We start from the raw sequence: 15,384 nt of genomic DNA, 5'->3' as shown, positions 1-15,384 counted from the left end.
CTCCCTCTCGGAGCCGGTCGGTGAAGGGGCCACCGTGTCATCCGTCCGGCCCAACGCGCAAACCGGAGCCCGCAGGCGTGTCGCCCGCCCCGGCGGGGACGCCGACCTCGCCGCTCACCCGGGTGACGGCCGACTCGACCGCCACCCGGGTGCTGCTCAGGACTGGTAGGCGTCCAGGGGCGGGCAGGAGCAGACCAGGTTGCGGTCGCCGCGGGCGCCGTCGATGCGGCGGACCGGCGGCCACACCTTCGGGGCCCCGGTGCCCAGCGGGTACGCCGCCTCCTCGCGGGAGTAGGCGTGGTCCCAGTCCTGGGCCAGGCAGGCGGCCGTGTGCGGGGCGCCGACCAGCGGGTTGTCGTCGGCAGGCCACTGCCCGGCGACGACCTTGTCGATCTCCGCGCGGATCGCGATCATGGCCTCGCAGAAGCGGTCCAGCTCGGCCAGGTTCTCGCTCTCGGTCGGCTCCACCATCAGCGTCCCGGCCACCGGGAACGACATCGTCGGCGCGTGGATGCCGTAGTCGGCCAGCCGCTTGGCCACGTCGTCCACGGTGATGCCGCTGGTCTTGCTGATCTGGCGCAGGTCCAGGATGCACTCGTGGGCGACGAACCCGCCCTTGCCGGTGTAGAGCACCGGGAAGTAGTTGTTCAGCCGCCGGGCCACGTAGTTGGCCGCCGCGACCGCGGTCAGCGTCGCCCGCCGCAGCCCGTCGGCGCCCATCATCCGCACGTAGGCCCACGAGATCGGCAGGATCGAGGCGCTGCCCCACGGGGCCGCGCTGATCGGGCCCACCCCGGTGGCCGGACCGGCCGCGGGCTGCAGCGGGTGGTTCGGCAGGAACGGCGCCAGGTGCTCGCGAACGCCGATCGGGCCGACGCCCGGACCGCCGCCGCCGTGCGGGATGCAGAAGGTCTTGTGCAGGTTCAGGTGCGAGACGTCGGAGCCGAACTTGCCCATCCGGGCCAGGCCGATCAGCGCGTTGAGGTTCGCGCCGTCGACGTAGACCTGCCCGCCCGCGTCGTGCACGAGACCGCACACCTCCCGCACGGTGTCCTCGTAGACGCCGTGCGTGGACGGGTAGGTGATCATGATCGCGGCGAGGTCGTCGGCGTGCTCGGCGACCAGCTCGCGCAGGTGGTCCAGCTCGATGTTGCCCTGGTCGTCGCAGCGCACCACGATCACGCGCATCCCGGCCATGACCGCGCTGGCGGCATTGGTGCCGTGCGCGCTGGCCGGGATCAGGCACACGTCGCGGCCGGTCTCACCGCGGCTGCGGTGGTAGGCGCGGATGGCCAGCAGACCGGCGAACTCGCCCTGGCTGCCCGCGTTGGGCTGCAGGCTCACCGCGTCGTAGCCGGTGACCTCGGCCAGCCAGGTCTCCAGGTCCGCGACCAGCGACAGCAGCCCCTCGGCGTCCTGCGCGGGCGCGAACGGGTGCAGCGACCCGAACTCCGGCCAGGTGATCGGCTCCATCTCGGCGGTCGCGTTGAGCTTCATGGTGCACGACCCCAGCGGGATCATGCTGCGGTCCAGCGCGATGTCCTTGTCCGACAGCTGCCGCAGGTAGCGCAGCAGCGAGGTCTCCGAGTGGTGGGTGTGGAACACCGGGTGGGTCAGGTACTCGGAGGTGCGCCGCAGCGCCGCGGGCAGCGCGTCGGCGGTCTGCGCGTCCAGCTCGTCGACGTCCAGGCCGTCGACGCCGAACGCCTGCCACACGGTGGCCAGGTGGGCGCGGGTGGTGGTCTCGTCGCAGCTGACGCCCACGTGGTCGGCGTCGACCCGGCGCAGGTTGATGCCGCCGCGGCGCGCGGCGGCCACGACCTCGTCGGCCCGGCCCGGCACCTTCGCGACGATCGTGTCGAAGAACTCCCGGTGCAGCACCTCGACGCCGCCGCGCCGCAGCTGCTCGGCCAGCACGGCCGCCATCCGGTGCGCTCGGGTCGCGATCGCCCGCAGCCCGGCCGGGCCGTGGTACACGGCGTACATCGACGCCACCACCGCCAGCAGCACCTGCGCGGTGCAGATGTTGCTGGTGGCCTTCTCGCGGCGGATGTGCTGCTCGCGGGTCTGCAGCGCCAGCCGGTAGGCCTTGTTGCCGTCGGCGTCGACGCTCACCCCGACCAGCCGCCCGGGCAGCTGCCGCTCCAGGCCCTTGGCCACCGCCATGAACCCGGCGTGCGGGCCGCCGAAGCCCATCGGCACGCCGAAGCGCTGCGTGCTGCCGACCACCACGTCCGCGCCGATCTCACCGGGCGCGCGCAGCAGCGTCAGCGCCAGCAGGTCGGCCGCCACCACGACCTTCGCCCCGCGCTCGTGCGCCTCGGCGATGATCGCCTCGTGGTCGCGCACCGCGCCCGAGGCACCCGGGTACGACAGCAGCGCGCCGAAAAACTCGCCCTCGGGCAGTCCCTCCGACAGGTCCGCGACGACGACCTCGATGCCCAGCGGTTCGGCGCGGGTCTGGATGACCGCGACGGTCTGCGGGAAGGTGTCGGCGTCCACCAGGAACCGCGGCGACTTGGACTTCCCGGCGCGGCGCACCAGCGTCATGCCCTCGGCCGCGGCGGTCGCCTCGTCCAGCATCGACGCGTTGGCCACCTGCATCCCGGCCAGGTCGGCCACCATCGTCTGGAAGTTCAGCAGCGCCTCCAGGCGGCCCTGCGAGATCTCCGGCTGGTACGGCGTGTAGGCGGTGTACCAGGCCGGGTTCTCCAGCACGTTGCGCAGGATGACCGGCGGGGTCGTGGTGCCGTAGTAGCCGAGCCCGATCATCTCGGTGTGCGGGTGGCAGCGGCGCGCGAGCTCGCGCAGCTCGGCCAGCGCCGCCGCTTCGGTGGCCGGTTCCGGCAGCGCCAGCTGCAGGTCGTCCTCGCGGATGGCGTCCGGCACCGCGCTGCGGCCCAGCTCCTCCAGCGAGCCGACGCCGATCACGTCGAGCATGCGGGCCAGTTCCGCCGGGGCCGGACCGACGTGCCGGTCGGCGAACGGCGTGCCGTGTTCCAGAGCTGCCAGGGGAATGCGGTCGTCGGTCATCGCCAAACCTCAATCATCGCGGCGAACAGGGGCGGCAGTGCAGCGGCAACTGCGCTGCTCTCCCCCTCTGTCACTGTCCGCGAAGCGAACGCCTGAGAGCTTCACCCGGGGACCGGGCTTGCACCGTCGGCGGGGTGGCACCACGCCCGTGGTGCCCCCTCTTTCCAGAGGTATCTCGCCCGCGCGGTCCAGGTGGCCTGAGAGGTTGTCGGGGAGGGTTGCTCCTTCGGCGCCGACCGCGGCTGGACGCCGGGCCGGACTCTCCCGCACGGGGTCGGCGATGTGTCGCAGCCTACCCGATCAGGCGGCCCGCGCGGACCGCCGATGCGAGCTGCGGCACACCGACCGACCGGTCAGCCGGTCTCGGCCTGCCGGTCCCGGCGGCGGCGGGACAGCTCGTCCTCGGCCTGCACCATCTCGCCGCCGTCGGCCCGCTCGGCCGGGAACTCGTGGATGGTGCCGCTGATCTCGCGCATCGCACCGCTGACCGCGATGCCGAACACCCCCTGGCCGCCCTGCAGCAGGTCGACCACCTCCTCGGCAGAGGTGCACTCGTAGACCGTCGTCCCGTCGCTGAACAGCGTCAACCTGGCGAGGTCCTGCACGCCGCGGTTGCGCAGGTGCTCCACCGCGACCCGGATGTTGTGCAGCGACACCCCGGTGTCCAGCAGCCGCTTGACCACCTTGAGCACCAGGATGTCCTTGAACGAGTACAGCCGCTGCGAACCGGAACCGGCCGCCCCGCGGATCGACGGGCCGACCAGCTTGGTGCGCGCCCAGTAGTCCAGCTGGCGGTAGGTGATACCGGCGATCTGGCAGGCGGCCGGTCCCCGGTAGCCGACCAGTTCGTCCGGCAGCGAGGCGTCTGGGAACAGCCCACCCTGCTCCGCGGCAGCATCCCCGTTGGACGCTTCCTCGACCACGCCTGCCTCCCCTCGTCCGGCTTGTCGCCGACGACGATCACCAGCGCCCGAATCGGTTCGATCAGGGCCGCGAACACCCCGCCGACCGCGGTCCGGTAGCACCGCCGCATCGGCAGTTCACCCGCTGAATCACACCGGGACAATTTCGCGTAACCCGACGGTATGCCTGCCTCGCGGGGAGGTCAACGCGACGCGCGGGCACCGGACGACCCGGCCCCCGCCTGCAGGCGCAAGCGGGGGCCGGGATTGCTCCAACCGGTGCGCGGACCGCTACGTGTCCGCGCCGCGGAAGTCCTCGGGCGAGACGGAGTCGAGGAACTCGCGGAACTTCTCCACCTCGTCCTCCTGCTCGTCGGGAATGATCAGCCCGGCCTCGTCCAGCACCGACTCGTCGGCGTGGATCGGCACCCCGATTCGCAGGGCCAGCGCCACCGAGTCGCTCGGGCGCGCCGAGACCCGCACATCCCCGTCGAACACCAGCTCGGCGAAGAAGGTGCCTTCCTGCAGATCGGTGATCCGCACCTGCTCCAGGTCGCGCCCCAGGGCGCCGATGACGTCCTTGAGCAGGTCGTGGGTCAGCGGTCGCTGCGGCCGCACGCCCTGCTGCTCGAGCGCGATGGCCGTCGCCTCGACAGAGCCGATCCAGATCGGCAGGTAACGCTCGCCGTGCGCCTCGCGCAACAGCAGGATCGGCTGGTTGGCTGGTAGTTCCACTCGCACGCCGACGACGCGCATCTCGCTGCTCATCGTCACATCGCCTCCTCCAGCGCGCCGAAGCGTGACATCCCCGTCGAGGATCGCGCACCGACGCCTCCGACGCTACCCGCGATACGGCGGCTACGCCCATCCCTTCGGCAGCCTTCAGGCCACCGCTGCCACAGCTTCAACACCGGGGCACCTGCCCGAACACCGGGCCCGAACCGCTGGCTGAGCTCGTCATCGAGCATTACCAGCACGATACACCGCCGACCGCCCTCGCGGACCGCCGGAAACGAAGCCGCCGCAACGGAGAAACCGGTTGCGGCGTCGAGAAATTCCCCCACCGCGGATGCCACCGACCCCCGGTCGCGCAAGTACCGCGACGCGCCAGCGGGGCGACGCCGCTTCGGCGCCGCCCCGCTGGCGGGTCGGAAGTCGAATCCGGGGCTCAGCGCCCGCTGTCGATCGGCCCGGTCAGGAACACCAACCGGAACTTGCCGATCTGCACCTCGTCACCGTTGGCCAGCACCGAGGTGTCCACCGGCTCGCGGTTGACGTAGGTGCCGTTGAGGCTGCCGACGTCGACGACCACGAAGTCGTTGCCCTCCCGCCGGAACTCGGCGTGCCGCCGGGAAACCGTGACGTCGTCGAGGAAGATGTCGCTGTCCGGGTGCCGCCCCGCGCTGGTGGTCTCCCGGTCCAGCAGGAACCGCGAACCCGCGTTGGGACCGCGCTTGACCACCAGCAGGGCGGACCCCGCGGGCAGCGCGTCGACCCCGGAAGCGGTGGCGGGCTCCGGGGCCGGGCTCTCGGTGCTTTCCTGCTCCGAGAGGAAGGGCCTGAAGACCGAGGTGGTCTCCGGTGACTGCTCCGGCGGAACCTCGCCGAAGCCGCTGTTCTGGCTCACCTGAGCTCTCCTCCACGCGGATAGATCGTGCCAAGTATGCGACCAACGTACCGTGCCTGGGCAGGCCTGGGACGCGGGACTCCCGACATTCTCCCCGGCGACCCCGACAGATCGACGATCATGCCTGGTCGATCAGCTTCTGGTAGCCCTCGGCGTCGAGCAGACCGGCCAGCTGGTCCGGATCGGCGAGCTTGATCTCCACCATCCAGCCGCCACCCAGCGGCTCCGAATTGACCAGTTCGGGCTCGTCCTCGAGCCCCTCGTTGCGGGCGGTCACCTCGCCGGTGACGGGCGCGTAGATGTCCGACACGCTCTTGGTCGACTCCACCTCGCCCATCGCCTCGCCCGCGGTGACCCGCTGCTCCAGCGCGGGCAGCTGCACGAACACCACGTCGCCGAGCTGCTGCTGGGCGTATTCGGTGATCCCGATGCGCACGGTGTCCTCGCCGGTGCGCTGGACCCACTCGTGCTCTTCGGTGTACTTGATGTCGTCCGGGGCCGCCACGTGGTCCCGCCTTCCTCGTCCGCTGCTGCTGTTCGGGTCACCGGCCGCGCTGGTGGCGTGATCGGCTCGGCGAGCGTATGCAGCGCGCAGCACCGGCCGCAAGGCGACCCCCGGAGGGCCGGGCGGAGTCGACCGTTCGGCCCGCGCGGGATTGCGGAAGAACGCGGATCCAGGCCTCAGGCGGGCCTGGTGCGGGAGCGGGCCTGGTGCACCGCGGCCACCACCTGCCCCAGGTAGAGGATCCCGGCCCACAGGTACAGCGCGCCGCCCCAGCACGTGAACGCGTAGGCGATCGGACGCACCACTTCGGACAGCGGGAACTCCTCCTGCACCAGCAACAACAGCGGGAACGCGTACATCAGGCAGAACGTCGCGGCCTTGCCGAGGTAGTGCACCTCCGGCGGCTCGTAGCCGTGCCAGCGCAGCACCGGCAGGCACAGCGTCAGCACCACGTCCCGCAGCACCAGCGCCGCGGCGACCCACCAGGGCACCACGTCGCGCAGCACGAAGGCCACCAGGGTGGCGATGATGTAGAGCCGGTCGGCGGCCGGGTCGAGCAGCTCGCCGAGGCGGCTGTACTGGTTGAGCCAGCGGGCGAGCTTGCCGTCGAGCCAGTCGGTGATCCCGCTGACCACCAGCACCAGCAGCGCCAGCAGGTCGGCCTGCGGGCCGAGCAGCAGCCACAGGAACAGCGGCACCCCGGCCAGCCGGAGCACGCTGAGCAGGTTCGGCAGTGTCCACCATGGATCGGCCCACACCCCGGCGGCGGCCTCGCGGATCCGGGCTATGCCGGGATCCGGGCGGTGCTCGGACGGGCGACCGGGGTTGCCCCCGCCTCCGCTCGTGGTGTTCTCCGTGGTGCGCTCGGCGTCCTGCACCACGAGCCTCCCCTGATCGGTTGTGCGTGCTACCCCAGATGCACGGATGCGCATCCCCTCGGGGTCAGGATCTCACATTCGGCGCACAACACACCTGGCGGCCGGGCTCCCCCGCGCGTCGAGTCGATCGGGCGAGGTGCGCGGTGGGAGCCCGCGGCCACCGGGACTAGGCCGGGGTGCGGCTCCACCCGCGGCGGCGGAGCTCAGCGTCGGTGAGGAACCGGGCGCGCCCGCGGTCGTCGACGCCGGCCCAGCGGGCTCCGGCGGAGCCCTCGAGCACGTAGGAGTGGCCACCGCTCCACACCACGCTGCACGGCGCGGTGGGGAGTTCGGCCGACGTGGTCGTGCGCGATTCGACCTGGGTGGTGGATGCCTCGGCGGACCGGGCCGGTTCCGTGCTCATCGTTGCAGCACCTCCGTTTTCTGATTCTGTTGTCGGCGCGGGGCGCCCGTTTGTTAGCCCGATCTCAGACTCGAGGTCGATTGTGATCGACCGTGCACGCTGCGTCGCGCCGAAGCCGTCCCGCAGCGCCCAGCGGACACGTTCCGTCGCCGAGCTGCGGTCGGCGATCTGCCGCGCGTTGTGCCCGGGCGAATTCGGGCGTACCGCTCACCCGTTCCCGCTGCGGCGGAACATGTTCCGATCGCGAGCCGTAGCGGCTCTGGCGCTGGGGGTAGTTGTGCGGTAGGACCACAGGCAACTGGCGCGGACGCAGGAGGTAGTTGGTCATGGGTGCCTATGCCGAGGCCCACCGGCGGAGCTTGACCGACCCGGAGGGTTTCTGGCTCGACGCGGCGGCGGCGATCGAGTGGGTGCGCGAGCCCTCGCGCGCCCTGGACGACACCGCCGACCCGTTCTTCCGCTGGTTCCCCGACGGGGAGCTCAACACCTGCTTCAACGCGCTGGACCGGCACGTCCGCGACGGCCGCGGCGAGCAGACCGCGCTGATCTGGGACTCGGCGATGACCGGCCAGGTGCTCCGCTGGACCTACCGGGAGCTGCTGGAGAAGGTGGCGCTGTTCGCCGGGGCGCTGCGGGCGCAGGGCGTGGCGCGCGGCGACCGCGTCGTGCTGTACCTGCCGATGATCCCCGAGGCCGTGGTGGCGATGCTGGCCTGCGCGCGCATCGGCGCGGTGCACTCGGTGGTCTTCGGCGGTTTCGCGCCGAAGGAGCTGGCCGCGCGCATCGAGGACGCCCGGCCGGCGGTGGTCGTGGCGGCCTCCTGCGGGCTGGAGCCGAACCGGGTCGTCGAGTACAAGCCGATCGTCGACGAGGCGCTGCGGCTGACCGAGCACCAGCCGAAGCGGGTGATCGTGCTCCAGCGCGAGCAGGCCCGCGCCGAGCTCGGCGAGCGGGACGTGGACTGGGACGACGCGCTGGCGCAGGCCGAACCGGCCGAGTGCGTCCCGGTCAAGGCGACCGATCCGCTGTACGTGCTCTACACCTCCGGCACCACGGGACGGCCGAAGGGCGTGGTGCGCGACAACGGCGGGCACGCGGTGGCGCTGCGCTGGTCGATGGCCAACATCTACGACATCGGCCCGGGCGAGGTCTTCTGGACCGCCTCCGACGTCGGCTGGGTGGTCGGCCACTCCTACATCGTCTACGCGCCGCTGCTGACCGGGGCGACGACGGTGGTCTACGAGGGCAAGCCGGTGGGCACGCCGGACGCGGGCGCGTTCTGGCGGGTCATCGCCGAGCACCGGGTCAAGGCGCTGTTCACCGCGCCCACCGCGTTCCGGGCGATCAAGCGGGCGGACCCGGACGCCGAGCTGCTGGCCGACCACGACATCTCCAGCCTGCGGACGCTGTTCCTGGCCGGGGAGCGGCTGGACCCGGAGACCTACCACTGGGCGTCGGGCAAGCTCGGCGTGCCGGTGATCGACCACTGGTGGCAGACCGAGACGGGCTGGCCGATCTGCGCCAACCTGCGCGGGCTGGAGCCGATGCCGGTCAAGCCGGGGTCGCCGACGGTGCCGGTGCCCGGCTACGACGTGGTGGCGCTGGACCAGGCGGGCAACCCGCTGCCGCCGGGGACCGACGGCGCGATCTGCATCCGGCTGCCGCTGCCGCCGGGCACGCTGCCGACGCTGTGGGGCGACGACGAGCGGTTCCGCGAGTCGTACCTGTCGCGCTACCCCGGCTACTACCTGACCGGCGACAACGGCTACGTCGACGCCGACGGGTACGTGTTCGTGATGGGCCGCACCGACGACGTGATCAACGTCGCGGGGCACCGGTTGTCCACCGGCTCGATGGAGGCGGTGCTGGCGGCGCACCCCGCGGTCGCCGAGTGCGCGGTGATCGGGGTTCGCGACACGTTGAAGGGCCAGGTGCCGCGCGGTCTGGTGGTGCTCAAGTCCGGCGTGGACGTCGATCCGGAGACGCTGCGCGCGGAGCTGGTGGCGGCGGTGCGCGAGCAGATCGGCCCGGTGGCGGCGTTCCGCGAGGTCGCGATCGTCGACGGGCTGCCCAAGACGCGCTCGGGCAAGATCCTGCGCAAGTCGATGCGCGAGATCGCCGACAGCGGCGACACCAAGGTGCCCTCGACGATCGAGGACCCGGCGGTGCTCGACCGGCTGCGCCCGGCCCTCCGCGGCGAGGCCTGACCGGGGCGACGCGCCGACTGCAGTTTCAATTGAAACTGCGATCCCGGCTGCGGGAGATCCGCAGTTTCAATTGAAACCGCGGATCCCGCGGCACCTCGCCGCGCCGGGCGCCGCCTCCGATGCGTCCGTTCGGGCGCTTCGCCGGTCGATTTTGGTCTATACCTTTGGGTGCACCGTTCCCCGACCACGAGGAGCGCACGCACATGACCTCACGACCGACCCGACCAGCGGTGCGCAGAGCCGCGCTCGCCGTTGTGGCCGGTGCGCTGGTCGCCGGGACCGCCGTCCCGGCGACCGCCGCGCCCGCCGTGGAGACCTCCGCGATGGACAACCTCATCCCCGCCCCCGAAACCGTGCGCCCGGACCCGGCGACCACCTTCGAGCTGTCCGAGCGGACGTCGATCCGGGCGTCCGGCGAGGCCGCCGAGGTCGGCGAGTACCTGGCCGGGATCCTGCGCCCGTCGACCGGGTTCCCGCTGCCGGTCGACGACGACGCCGGCGACATCGCGCTGGCCGTGACCGACGACGCCGGGCTCGGCCCGGCCGGGTACCGGCTGCAGGTCACCGGCGAGACCGTCGACCTGCGCGCCGCGAGCGCCGAAGGGCTGTTCAACGGCGTCCAGACGCTGCGGCAGCTGCTGCCCGCCGCGATCGAGAGCCGCACCGAGCAGCCCGGTCCGTGGCCGGTGCCCGGCGGCGAGATCGTCGACCGGCCGCGGTTCGAGCACCGGGCCGCGATGCTCGACGTGGCGCGGCACTTCTTCACCGTCGACCAGGTCAAGCGCTACGTCGACCAGATCGCCCGGTACAAGATCAACCGGCTGCACCTGCACCTGACCGACGACCAGGGCTGGCGCATCGAGATCGACAGCTGGCCGAAGCTGGCCGAGCACGGCGGCAGCACCGAGGTCGGCGGCGGCCCCGGCGGGCACTACACCAAGCAGGACTACGCCGAGATCGTCGAGTACGCCGCGTCCCGGCACATCGTGGTGATCCCCGAGATCGACATGCCGGGGCACACCAACGCCGCGCTGGCCTCCTACGCGGAGCTGAACTGCGACGGCGTGGCGCCGCCGCTCTACACCGGCATCGAGGTCGGGTTCAGCTCGCTGTGCGTGGACAAGGAGGTCACCTACCAGTTCGTCGAGGACGTCATCCGGGAGCTGGCCGAGATCACGCCCGGCCCGTACCTGCACATCGGCGGCGACGAGGCCGACGCCACCAGCGAGGAGGACTACCAGAAGTTCGTCTCGCGGGTGCTGCCGATGGTGGAGAAGTACGGCAAGACCGCGGTCGGCTGGCACGAGTACGCCAAGGCCGCCCCGCAGGGCGACGCGGTGGTGCAGTACTGGGGCACCACCGACGCCGACCCGCTGCTGCCGGAGGCGGTGGCCCGCGGCAACAAGATCCTGGTGTCCCCGGCGAACAAGTCCTACCTGGACATGAAGTACGACGAGAACACCCCGCTGGGCCTGCAGTGGGCCGGGTTCATCGAGGTCGCCGACGCCTACGGCTGGGACCCGGGCAGCTACCTGCAGGGCGTGCCGGAGGAAGCGGTCCTGGGCGTCGAAGCACCGCTGTGGTCGGAGACCCTGGAGAACTCCGAGCACATCGAGTTCATGGCCTTCCCCCGCCTCCCGGCGATCGCCGAGCTGGCCTGGTCCCCGAAGTCGGCCCAGAACTGGGACTCCTTCGCCCGGCGCCTGGCCACCCACGGCCCCCGTCTGGAGGCCTCCGGCACCAACTACTACAAGTCGCCCCAGATTCCCTGGAACGGCTGAACGACCGAAGGCGCTGAACGTTGCTCCGCCCGGGCCGCAGTTTCAATTGAAACTGCGGCCCGTCGGCGCGTCGGGCACCCGACACGCCGACGGCTGTGGACAGGTCGTCCGACCGGTGGCGAACTCCCGCGATTTCAATGGAAATCGGACGTCCGATTTCCATTGAAATCGCGGCACCATCGGCGGAACGTCACCGCACCTTGGGTTCCAAGACCGTCCACCACTCCGCGAGGGTGGGGCGTTCGGCCAGGTCGGCGAAGGTGATCTGGACGCCGAGGCGGCGCCACTTCTCCACCAGGGTCATGATGCGGACCGAGTCCAGGCCCCAGTCCATCAGGTTCTCCTCGTCGGTCAACTCCGCCGGGTCCTCGTAGAGCAGCTCCGCGACCTGCTCCCGGACGTCCTCCAGCGTCAACTTCTGCGACATCTCCACGCACTCCCCGAAAAATCGTCAGGCCACTTCGGACTCGCGCGCCGCGAGGTCCTGCGCCAACCGCTCCGCGGTGTCGACCACCGCGCACCGCTTCGCCGCGTAGTCCAGCGCCATCCGGTGCTCCTCCGCGGAGAAGTCCGCGACCGCGTCGGCGACCAGGAACGCCTGGACCTCCTGCTGGAAGGCCTCGGCGGCGGTCATCAGGCAACCGATGTGGGCGTAGATGCCGGTGATGAGCAGCTGATCACGCCCCCAGTCCCGCAGCAGCTGGCGCAGCTCGGTGCGCTGGAACGCGCTGTAGCGCCACTTGGTCAGCAGCACGTCCTCGGCACCGGGCGCGAGCTCGTCGATGATCGCCTCCTGCGCCGGGTCGGCCACCCCCGGCCCCCACCACTCCAGCTGCAGGCCGCGCTGCTCGGGCGTCTGACCGCCCGGCTGCGCGCAGTACACCACCGGAACACCCGCTGCGCGGGCGCGCTCGCGCAGCAGCCGGATGTTGGGCACCACCTGGTCCAGCGGTTCGCCCTCCGCGGGGAAGGCGTTGACGAAGTGCCGCTCCATGTCGTGGATCAGCAGCACCGAGCGGTCCGGGTCCGGCCGCCACGCGACGCGGTTCTCCGGCAGCTCGTCCGGCTGCGGCACGCGGTACGGCGGGATGGTCGGAAGCGCCACGGGCGACCTCCTCCTGTGGTCGGTGGGTTGGGACTGTCAGCGGCGCTCGAGCTCCGGCACCAGCTCCCGGCTGATGGCCTCCCGGAGGTCGCGCTTGCTGACCTTGCCGACGCCGGTCTGCGGGAACTGGTCGACGAACTCGACCCGGTCCGGCACCTTGTAGGCGGCCAGCCCGCGCTCGCGCACGAACTTGATCAGCTCGCGCGCCTTGGGCGGGGTGCCGCGCGGCACGACGAACGCGCAGCTGCGCTCGCCGAGGTAGTCGTCGGGCATGGACACCACGGCCGCGTCGTGCACCGCCGGGTGCGCCAGCAGGTGGTTCTCCACCTCTTCGGCGGCGATCTTCTCGCCGCCGCGGTTGATCTGGTCCTTCGCGCGACCCTCGACGACGATGTTGCCCTCGGCGGTGAGCCGGACGACGTCGCCGGTGCGGTAGAAGCCGTCCGGGGTGAAGGCCTTCGCGTTGTGCTCCGGGGCCCGGTAGTAGCCGCGGATGGTGTAGGGCCCGCGGGTGAGCAGGTGCCCGGTCTCGCCCGGCGGCACCGGGTTGTCCTCGTCGTCGACGACCAGCACCTCGTCGTCCGGCGAGATCGGCCGCCCCTGGGTGGTGAGGATGACCTCCTCGGGGTCGTCGAGGCGGGTGTAGTTCACCAGGCCCTCGGCCATGCCGAAGACCTGCTGCAGGGTGGCGCCCAGCACGGGCTTGACGCGGCGAGCGACCTCCTCGCTGCACTTGGCCCCGCCGACCTGCAGCACCTCCAGGCTGGACAGGTCGTGCTCGGTGTCGGCGGCCGCGTCCAGCCACACCAGCGCCAGCGGCGGGACCGCCGCGGCCAGCGTGACGCGCTCGCGCTCGATCAGCGGGAACACCTCGTCGGGGCTGGGCCGGTGGGCCAGCACCACGCGACCCCCGGCGTGCAGGACTCCGAAAGTGCCGGGCGAGCTCATCGGGAAGTTGTGCGCGATGGGCAGCGCCCCGAGGTAGACGGTGTCGGCCGTGACGCCGCAGATCTCGTTGCTGGCGCGGAAGGAGTAGATGTAGTCGTCGTGGGTGCGCGGGATCAGCTTCGGCACCCCGGTGCTGCCGCCGGAGAGCTGCAGGAACGCCAGGTCGCCGGGCTCCGGCCCGGCCAGCTCCACCGGTTCGGCGTCCACATCGGACAGGGCGCGGAACTCGCCGGGCTCACCGGCGATGAGCACCCGCAGCTCCGGCAGCTTCGCCACCACCTCGGCGGCCAGCTTCCGGTGGTCGAAACCGGCTTCGACGTCGGTGGTGATGTAGGCGGCGGCCCCGCTGAACTCGCAGAAGTAGGAGATCTCGGTCAGCCGGTGCGACGGCAGCGCGAACACCGGCACCGCGCCGAGCCGGAACAGCGCGAAGCACACGTCGAAGAACTCGGCGATGTTGGGCAGCTGCACGACGACGCGATCGCCCCGGGCGATGCCCTCCGCGCGCAGCCCGGCGGCGAGGCGGTCGGCGCGCACGTCGAGCTCGCGGTAGGTCACCCGGCGGTCGCCGTCGACCACGGCGATCCGATCGGGGTGCTCGGCGGCGCGCTCGCGCAGCATCTGGCCGAAGGTGTAGCCGCGCCAGTAGCCCGCCGCGCGGTAGCGGTCGGCGAACTCCGGCGGCCAGATCGGGTGGTCCGGGTGCGGTGCGGTCATTCCTCAGCCCCTTCAGACGGCCTGGTCCAGGCCCATCGCGGACAACGCGGTGCGGAACTTCGCGGAGGTCTCGGCGAGCTCGTCGGCCGGGTCCGAGCCGGCGACGATGCCCGCTCCGGCGTAGAGCCGCAGCGATTCGTCCTCGACGTCGGCGCAGCGGATGGCCACGACCCACTCCCCGTCCCCGGCAGCGTCGCACCACCCGACCATGCCCGCGTAGTAGCCGCGCTCGAAAGGCTCTGTCTCGGCGATGACCTCGCGCGCCCGGTGCACCGGGGTGCCGCACACCGCCGGGGTCGGGTGCAGCGCGTCGGCCAGCTCCAGCGACGAGGTGGCGGGGTCGCGCAGCTCGCCGGTGACCTCGGTGGCCAGGTGCCACATGGCGTTGGTGCTGATCACCGACGGTTCGGGCACCCGCAGCTCGCAGCAGTACGGGCGCAGCGCCTCGGCGACCGCCTCCACCACGGCCGCGTGCTCCCGCAGGTCCTTGTCCGAAGTGGACAGCTCGGCGGCCCGCCGCCGGTCCTCGGCCGGGTCGGCGCTGCGCGGGCGGGATCCGGCCATCGGGTTGGAGCGCACCTGCATGCCGCGCCGCGACACCAGCAGCTCGGGGCTCGCGCCCAGGAAGGTGCGCCGCAGCAGCGGCTGCGGGCCGAAGCTGTCGCGCGTGCCGTCCTCGCCGCGCTTGGGCAGGTCGACGGCGAAGGTGTAGCTGGCCGGGTCGGCCAGGGCCAGGTTCTTCAGCACGGTGCGCACGTCGATGGGTTCGGCGGCGGTCAGCTCCAGCGACCGGGCCAGCACCACCTTGCTCAGCTCTCCGTCCTCCAGCCGCCGCAGCACGCGGCGCACGCCGCGCTCGTACTCGGCCGGGGCGGGCACCGGGTGGACCTCGCAGTCCGGTGCGCCGCTGCGCGGGCTCTGCGGGACCACGACGTTCAGCGGCTCGGCGCGGAGCACGTCCTCGGGCAGCACCAGGTGCGCGGGCAGGTCGTTGCCGAACGGCACGGCACCGACGACCATCGGGTTGCGGTGGCCGAACTCCGCCGCGCTGTTGAAGAACTCCGACACCCGCTGCGGCAGGTTCTCCCGCGCGCACTGGGTCTTCGGGACCGTCGCGGCGACCCCGCGGGCCAGCAGCACGCCGCGCGGGGTGGAGAACAGGAACGACGAGCCCGCCTCGTAGGCCGCCAGCAACCGGGCCGCCGCATCGTCCGCGACTAGGTCGATGCTGTCGATTTCGCTGTCGATCGTGGTCATGGCAACCTTTCGGAGTTCGCG

General features: G+C 71.8%; 13 protein-coding genes and 1 riboswitch. Of the genes, 2 read left to right on the top strand and 11 right to left on the bottom strand.

The window, feature by feature from the left end:
* Positions 1-156: 156 nt before the first annotated feature.
* The 7 genes from gcvP to F1721_RS02900 all read right to left on the bottom strand — a co-directional run bounded on the left by gcvP (position 157) and on the right by F1721_RS02900 (position 7,348).
* The gene (gene gcvP, locus F1721_RS02930) at positions 157-3,033 is read right to left on the bottom strand and encodes an aminomethyl-transferring glycine dehydrogenase (RefSeq protein ID WP_150064908.1); all 2,877 of its coding nucleotides are present in this window, start codon (positions 3,031-3,033) and stop codon (positions 157-159) included.
* A 174-nt stretch (positions 3,034-3,207) separates the two neighbouring features.
* Positions 3,208-3,310, bottom strand: a riboswitch (glycine riboswitch).
* Between the two features lie 76 nt (positions 3,311-3,386).
* Complete coding sequence (locus tag F1721_RS02925; protein WP_093348038.1) at positions 3,387-3,956, bottom strand: MerR family transcriptional regulator; 570 nt, start codon at positions 3,954-3,956, stop codon at positions 3,387-3,389.
* 270 nt (positions 3,957-4,226) lie between these two features.
* The gene (locus F1721_RS02920) at positions 4,227-4,703 is read right to left on the bottom strand and encodes a bifunctional nuclease family protein (RefSeq protein WP_093147450.1); all 477 of its coding nucleotides are present in this window, start codon (positions 4,701-4,703) and stop codon (positions 4,227-4,229) included.
* A 400-nt stretch (positions 4,704-5,103) separates the two neighbouring features.
* Positions 5,104-5,562, bottom strand: coding sequence for a glycogen accumulation regulator GarA (gene garA, locus F1721_RS02915; protein WP_150064907.1), 459 nt, complete (start codon positions 5,560-5,562; stop codon positions 5,104-5,106).
* Between the two features lie 118 nt (positions 5,563-5,680).
* Positions 5,681-6,067 (bottom strand): glycine cleavage system protein GcvH, encoded by a 387-nt coding sequence (gcvH, locus tag F1721_RS02910; RefSeq protein WP_150064906.1) that lies wholly within the window; start codon positions 6,065-6,067, stop codon positions 5,681-5,683.
* A 176-nt stretch (positions 6,068-6,243) separates the two neighbouring features.
* Positions 6,244-6,948, bottom strand: a complete 705-nt coding sequence (gene clsA, locus F1721_RS02905; protein ID WP_150064905.1) for a cardiolipin synthase ClsA — start codon at positions 6,946-6,948, stop codon at positions 6,244-6,246.
* Between the two features lie 163 nt (positions 6,949-7,111).
* Positions 7,112-7,348, bottom strand: coding sequence for a hypothetical protein (locus F1721_RS02900; RefSeq protein ID WP_150064904.1), 237 nt, complete (start codon positions 7,346-7,348; stop codon positions 7,112-7,114).
* Positions 7,349-7,674: 326 nt separating this feature from the next.
* Between F1721_RS02900 and F1721_RS02895 the strand changes: the two genes are divergently transcribed.
* Positions 7,675-9,555 (top strand): propionyl-CoA synthetase, encoded by a 1,881-nt coding sequence (locus tag F1721_RS02895; protein WP_150064903.1) that lies wholly within the window; start codon positions 7,675-7,677, stop codon positions 9,553-9,555.
* A gap of 203 nt (positions 9,556-9,758) precedes the next feature.
* Positions 9,759-11,336: a beta-N-acetylhexosaminidase gene (locus F1721_RS02890; protein ID WP_150064902.1), complete on the top strand. Its 1,578-nt coding sequence runs from the start codon at positions 9,759-9,761 to the stop codon at positions 11,334-11,336.
* Positions 11,337-11,526: 190 nt separating this feature from the next.
* On the opposite strand, the gene F1721_RS34285 is transcribed toward F1721_RS02890, so the two are convergent.
* The 4 genes from F1721_RS34285 to dhbC are packed head-to-tail and all read right to left on the bottom strand — an operon-like array spanning position 11,527 to position 15,363.
* Complete coding sequence (locus F1721_RS34285) at positions 11,527-11,763, bottom strand: phosphopantetheine-binding protein (RefSeq protein WP_170301331.1); 237 nt, start codon at positions 11,761-11,763, stop codon at positions 11,527-11,529.
* Positions 11,764-11,787: 24 nt separating this feature from the next.
* Positions 11,788-12,441, bottom strand: coding sequence for an isochorismatase family protein (locus F1721_RS02885; protein WP_170301330.1), 654 nt, complete (start codon positions 12,439-12,441; stop codon positions 11,788-11,790).
* A gap of 36 nt (positions 12,442-12,477) precedes the next feature.
* The gene (locus tag F1721_RS02880; RefSeq protein WP_150064901.1) at positions 12,478-14,106 is read right to left on the bottom strand and encodes a (2,3-dihydroxybenzoyl)adenylate synthase; all 1,629 of its coding nucleotides are present in this window, start codon (positions 14,104-14,106) and stop codon (positions 12,478-12,480) included.
* A gap of 12 nt (positions 14,107-14,118) precedes the next feature.
* Positions 14,119-15,363, bottom strand: coding sequence for an isochorismate synthase DhbC (gene dhbC, locus F1721_RS02875; protein ID WP_150064900.1), 1,245 nt, complete (start codon positions 15,361-15,363; stop codon positions 14,119-14,121).
* Positions 15,364-15,384 lie beyond the last annotated feature (21 nt).

Source organism: Saccharopolyspora hirsuta (assembly GCF_008630535.1).
Classification (GTDB): domain Bacteria; phylum Actinomycetota; class Actinomycetes; order Mycobacteriales; family Pseudonocardiaceae; genus Saccharopolyspora; species Saccharopolyspora hirsuta.
The sequence above is the reverse complement of the archived record's forward strand: the minus strand, read 5'-3'. Positions and strand labels throughout refer to the sequence as shown.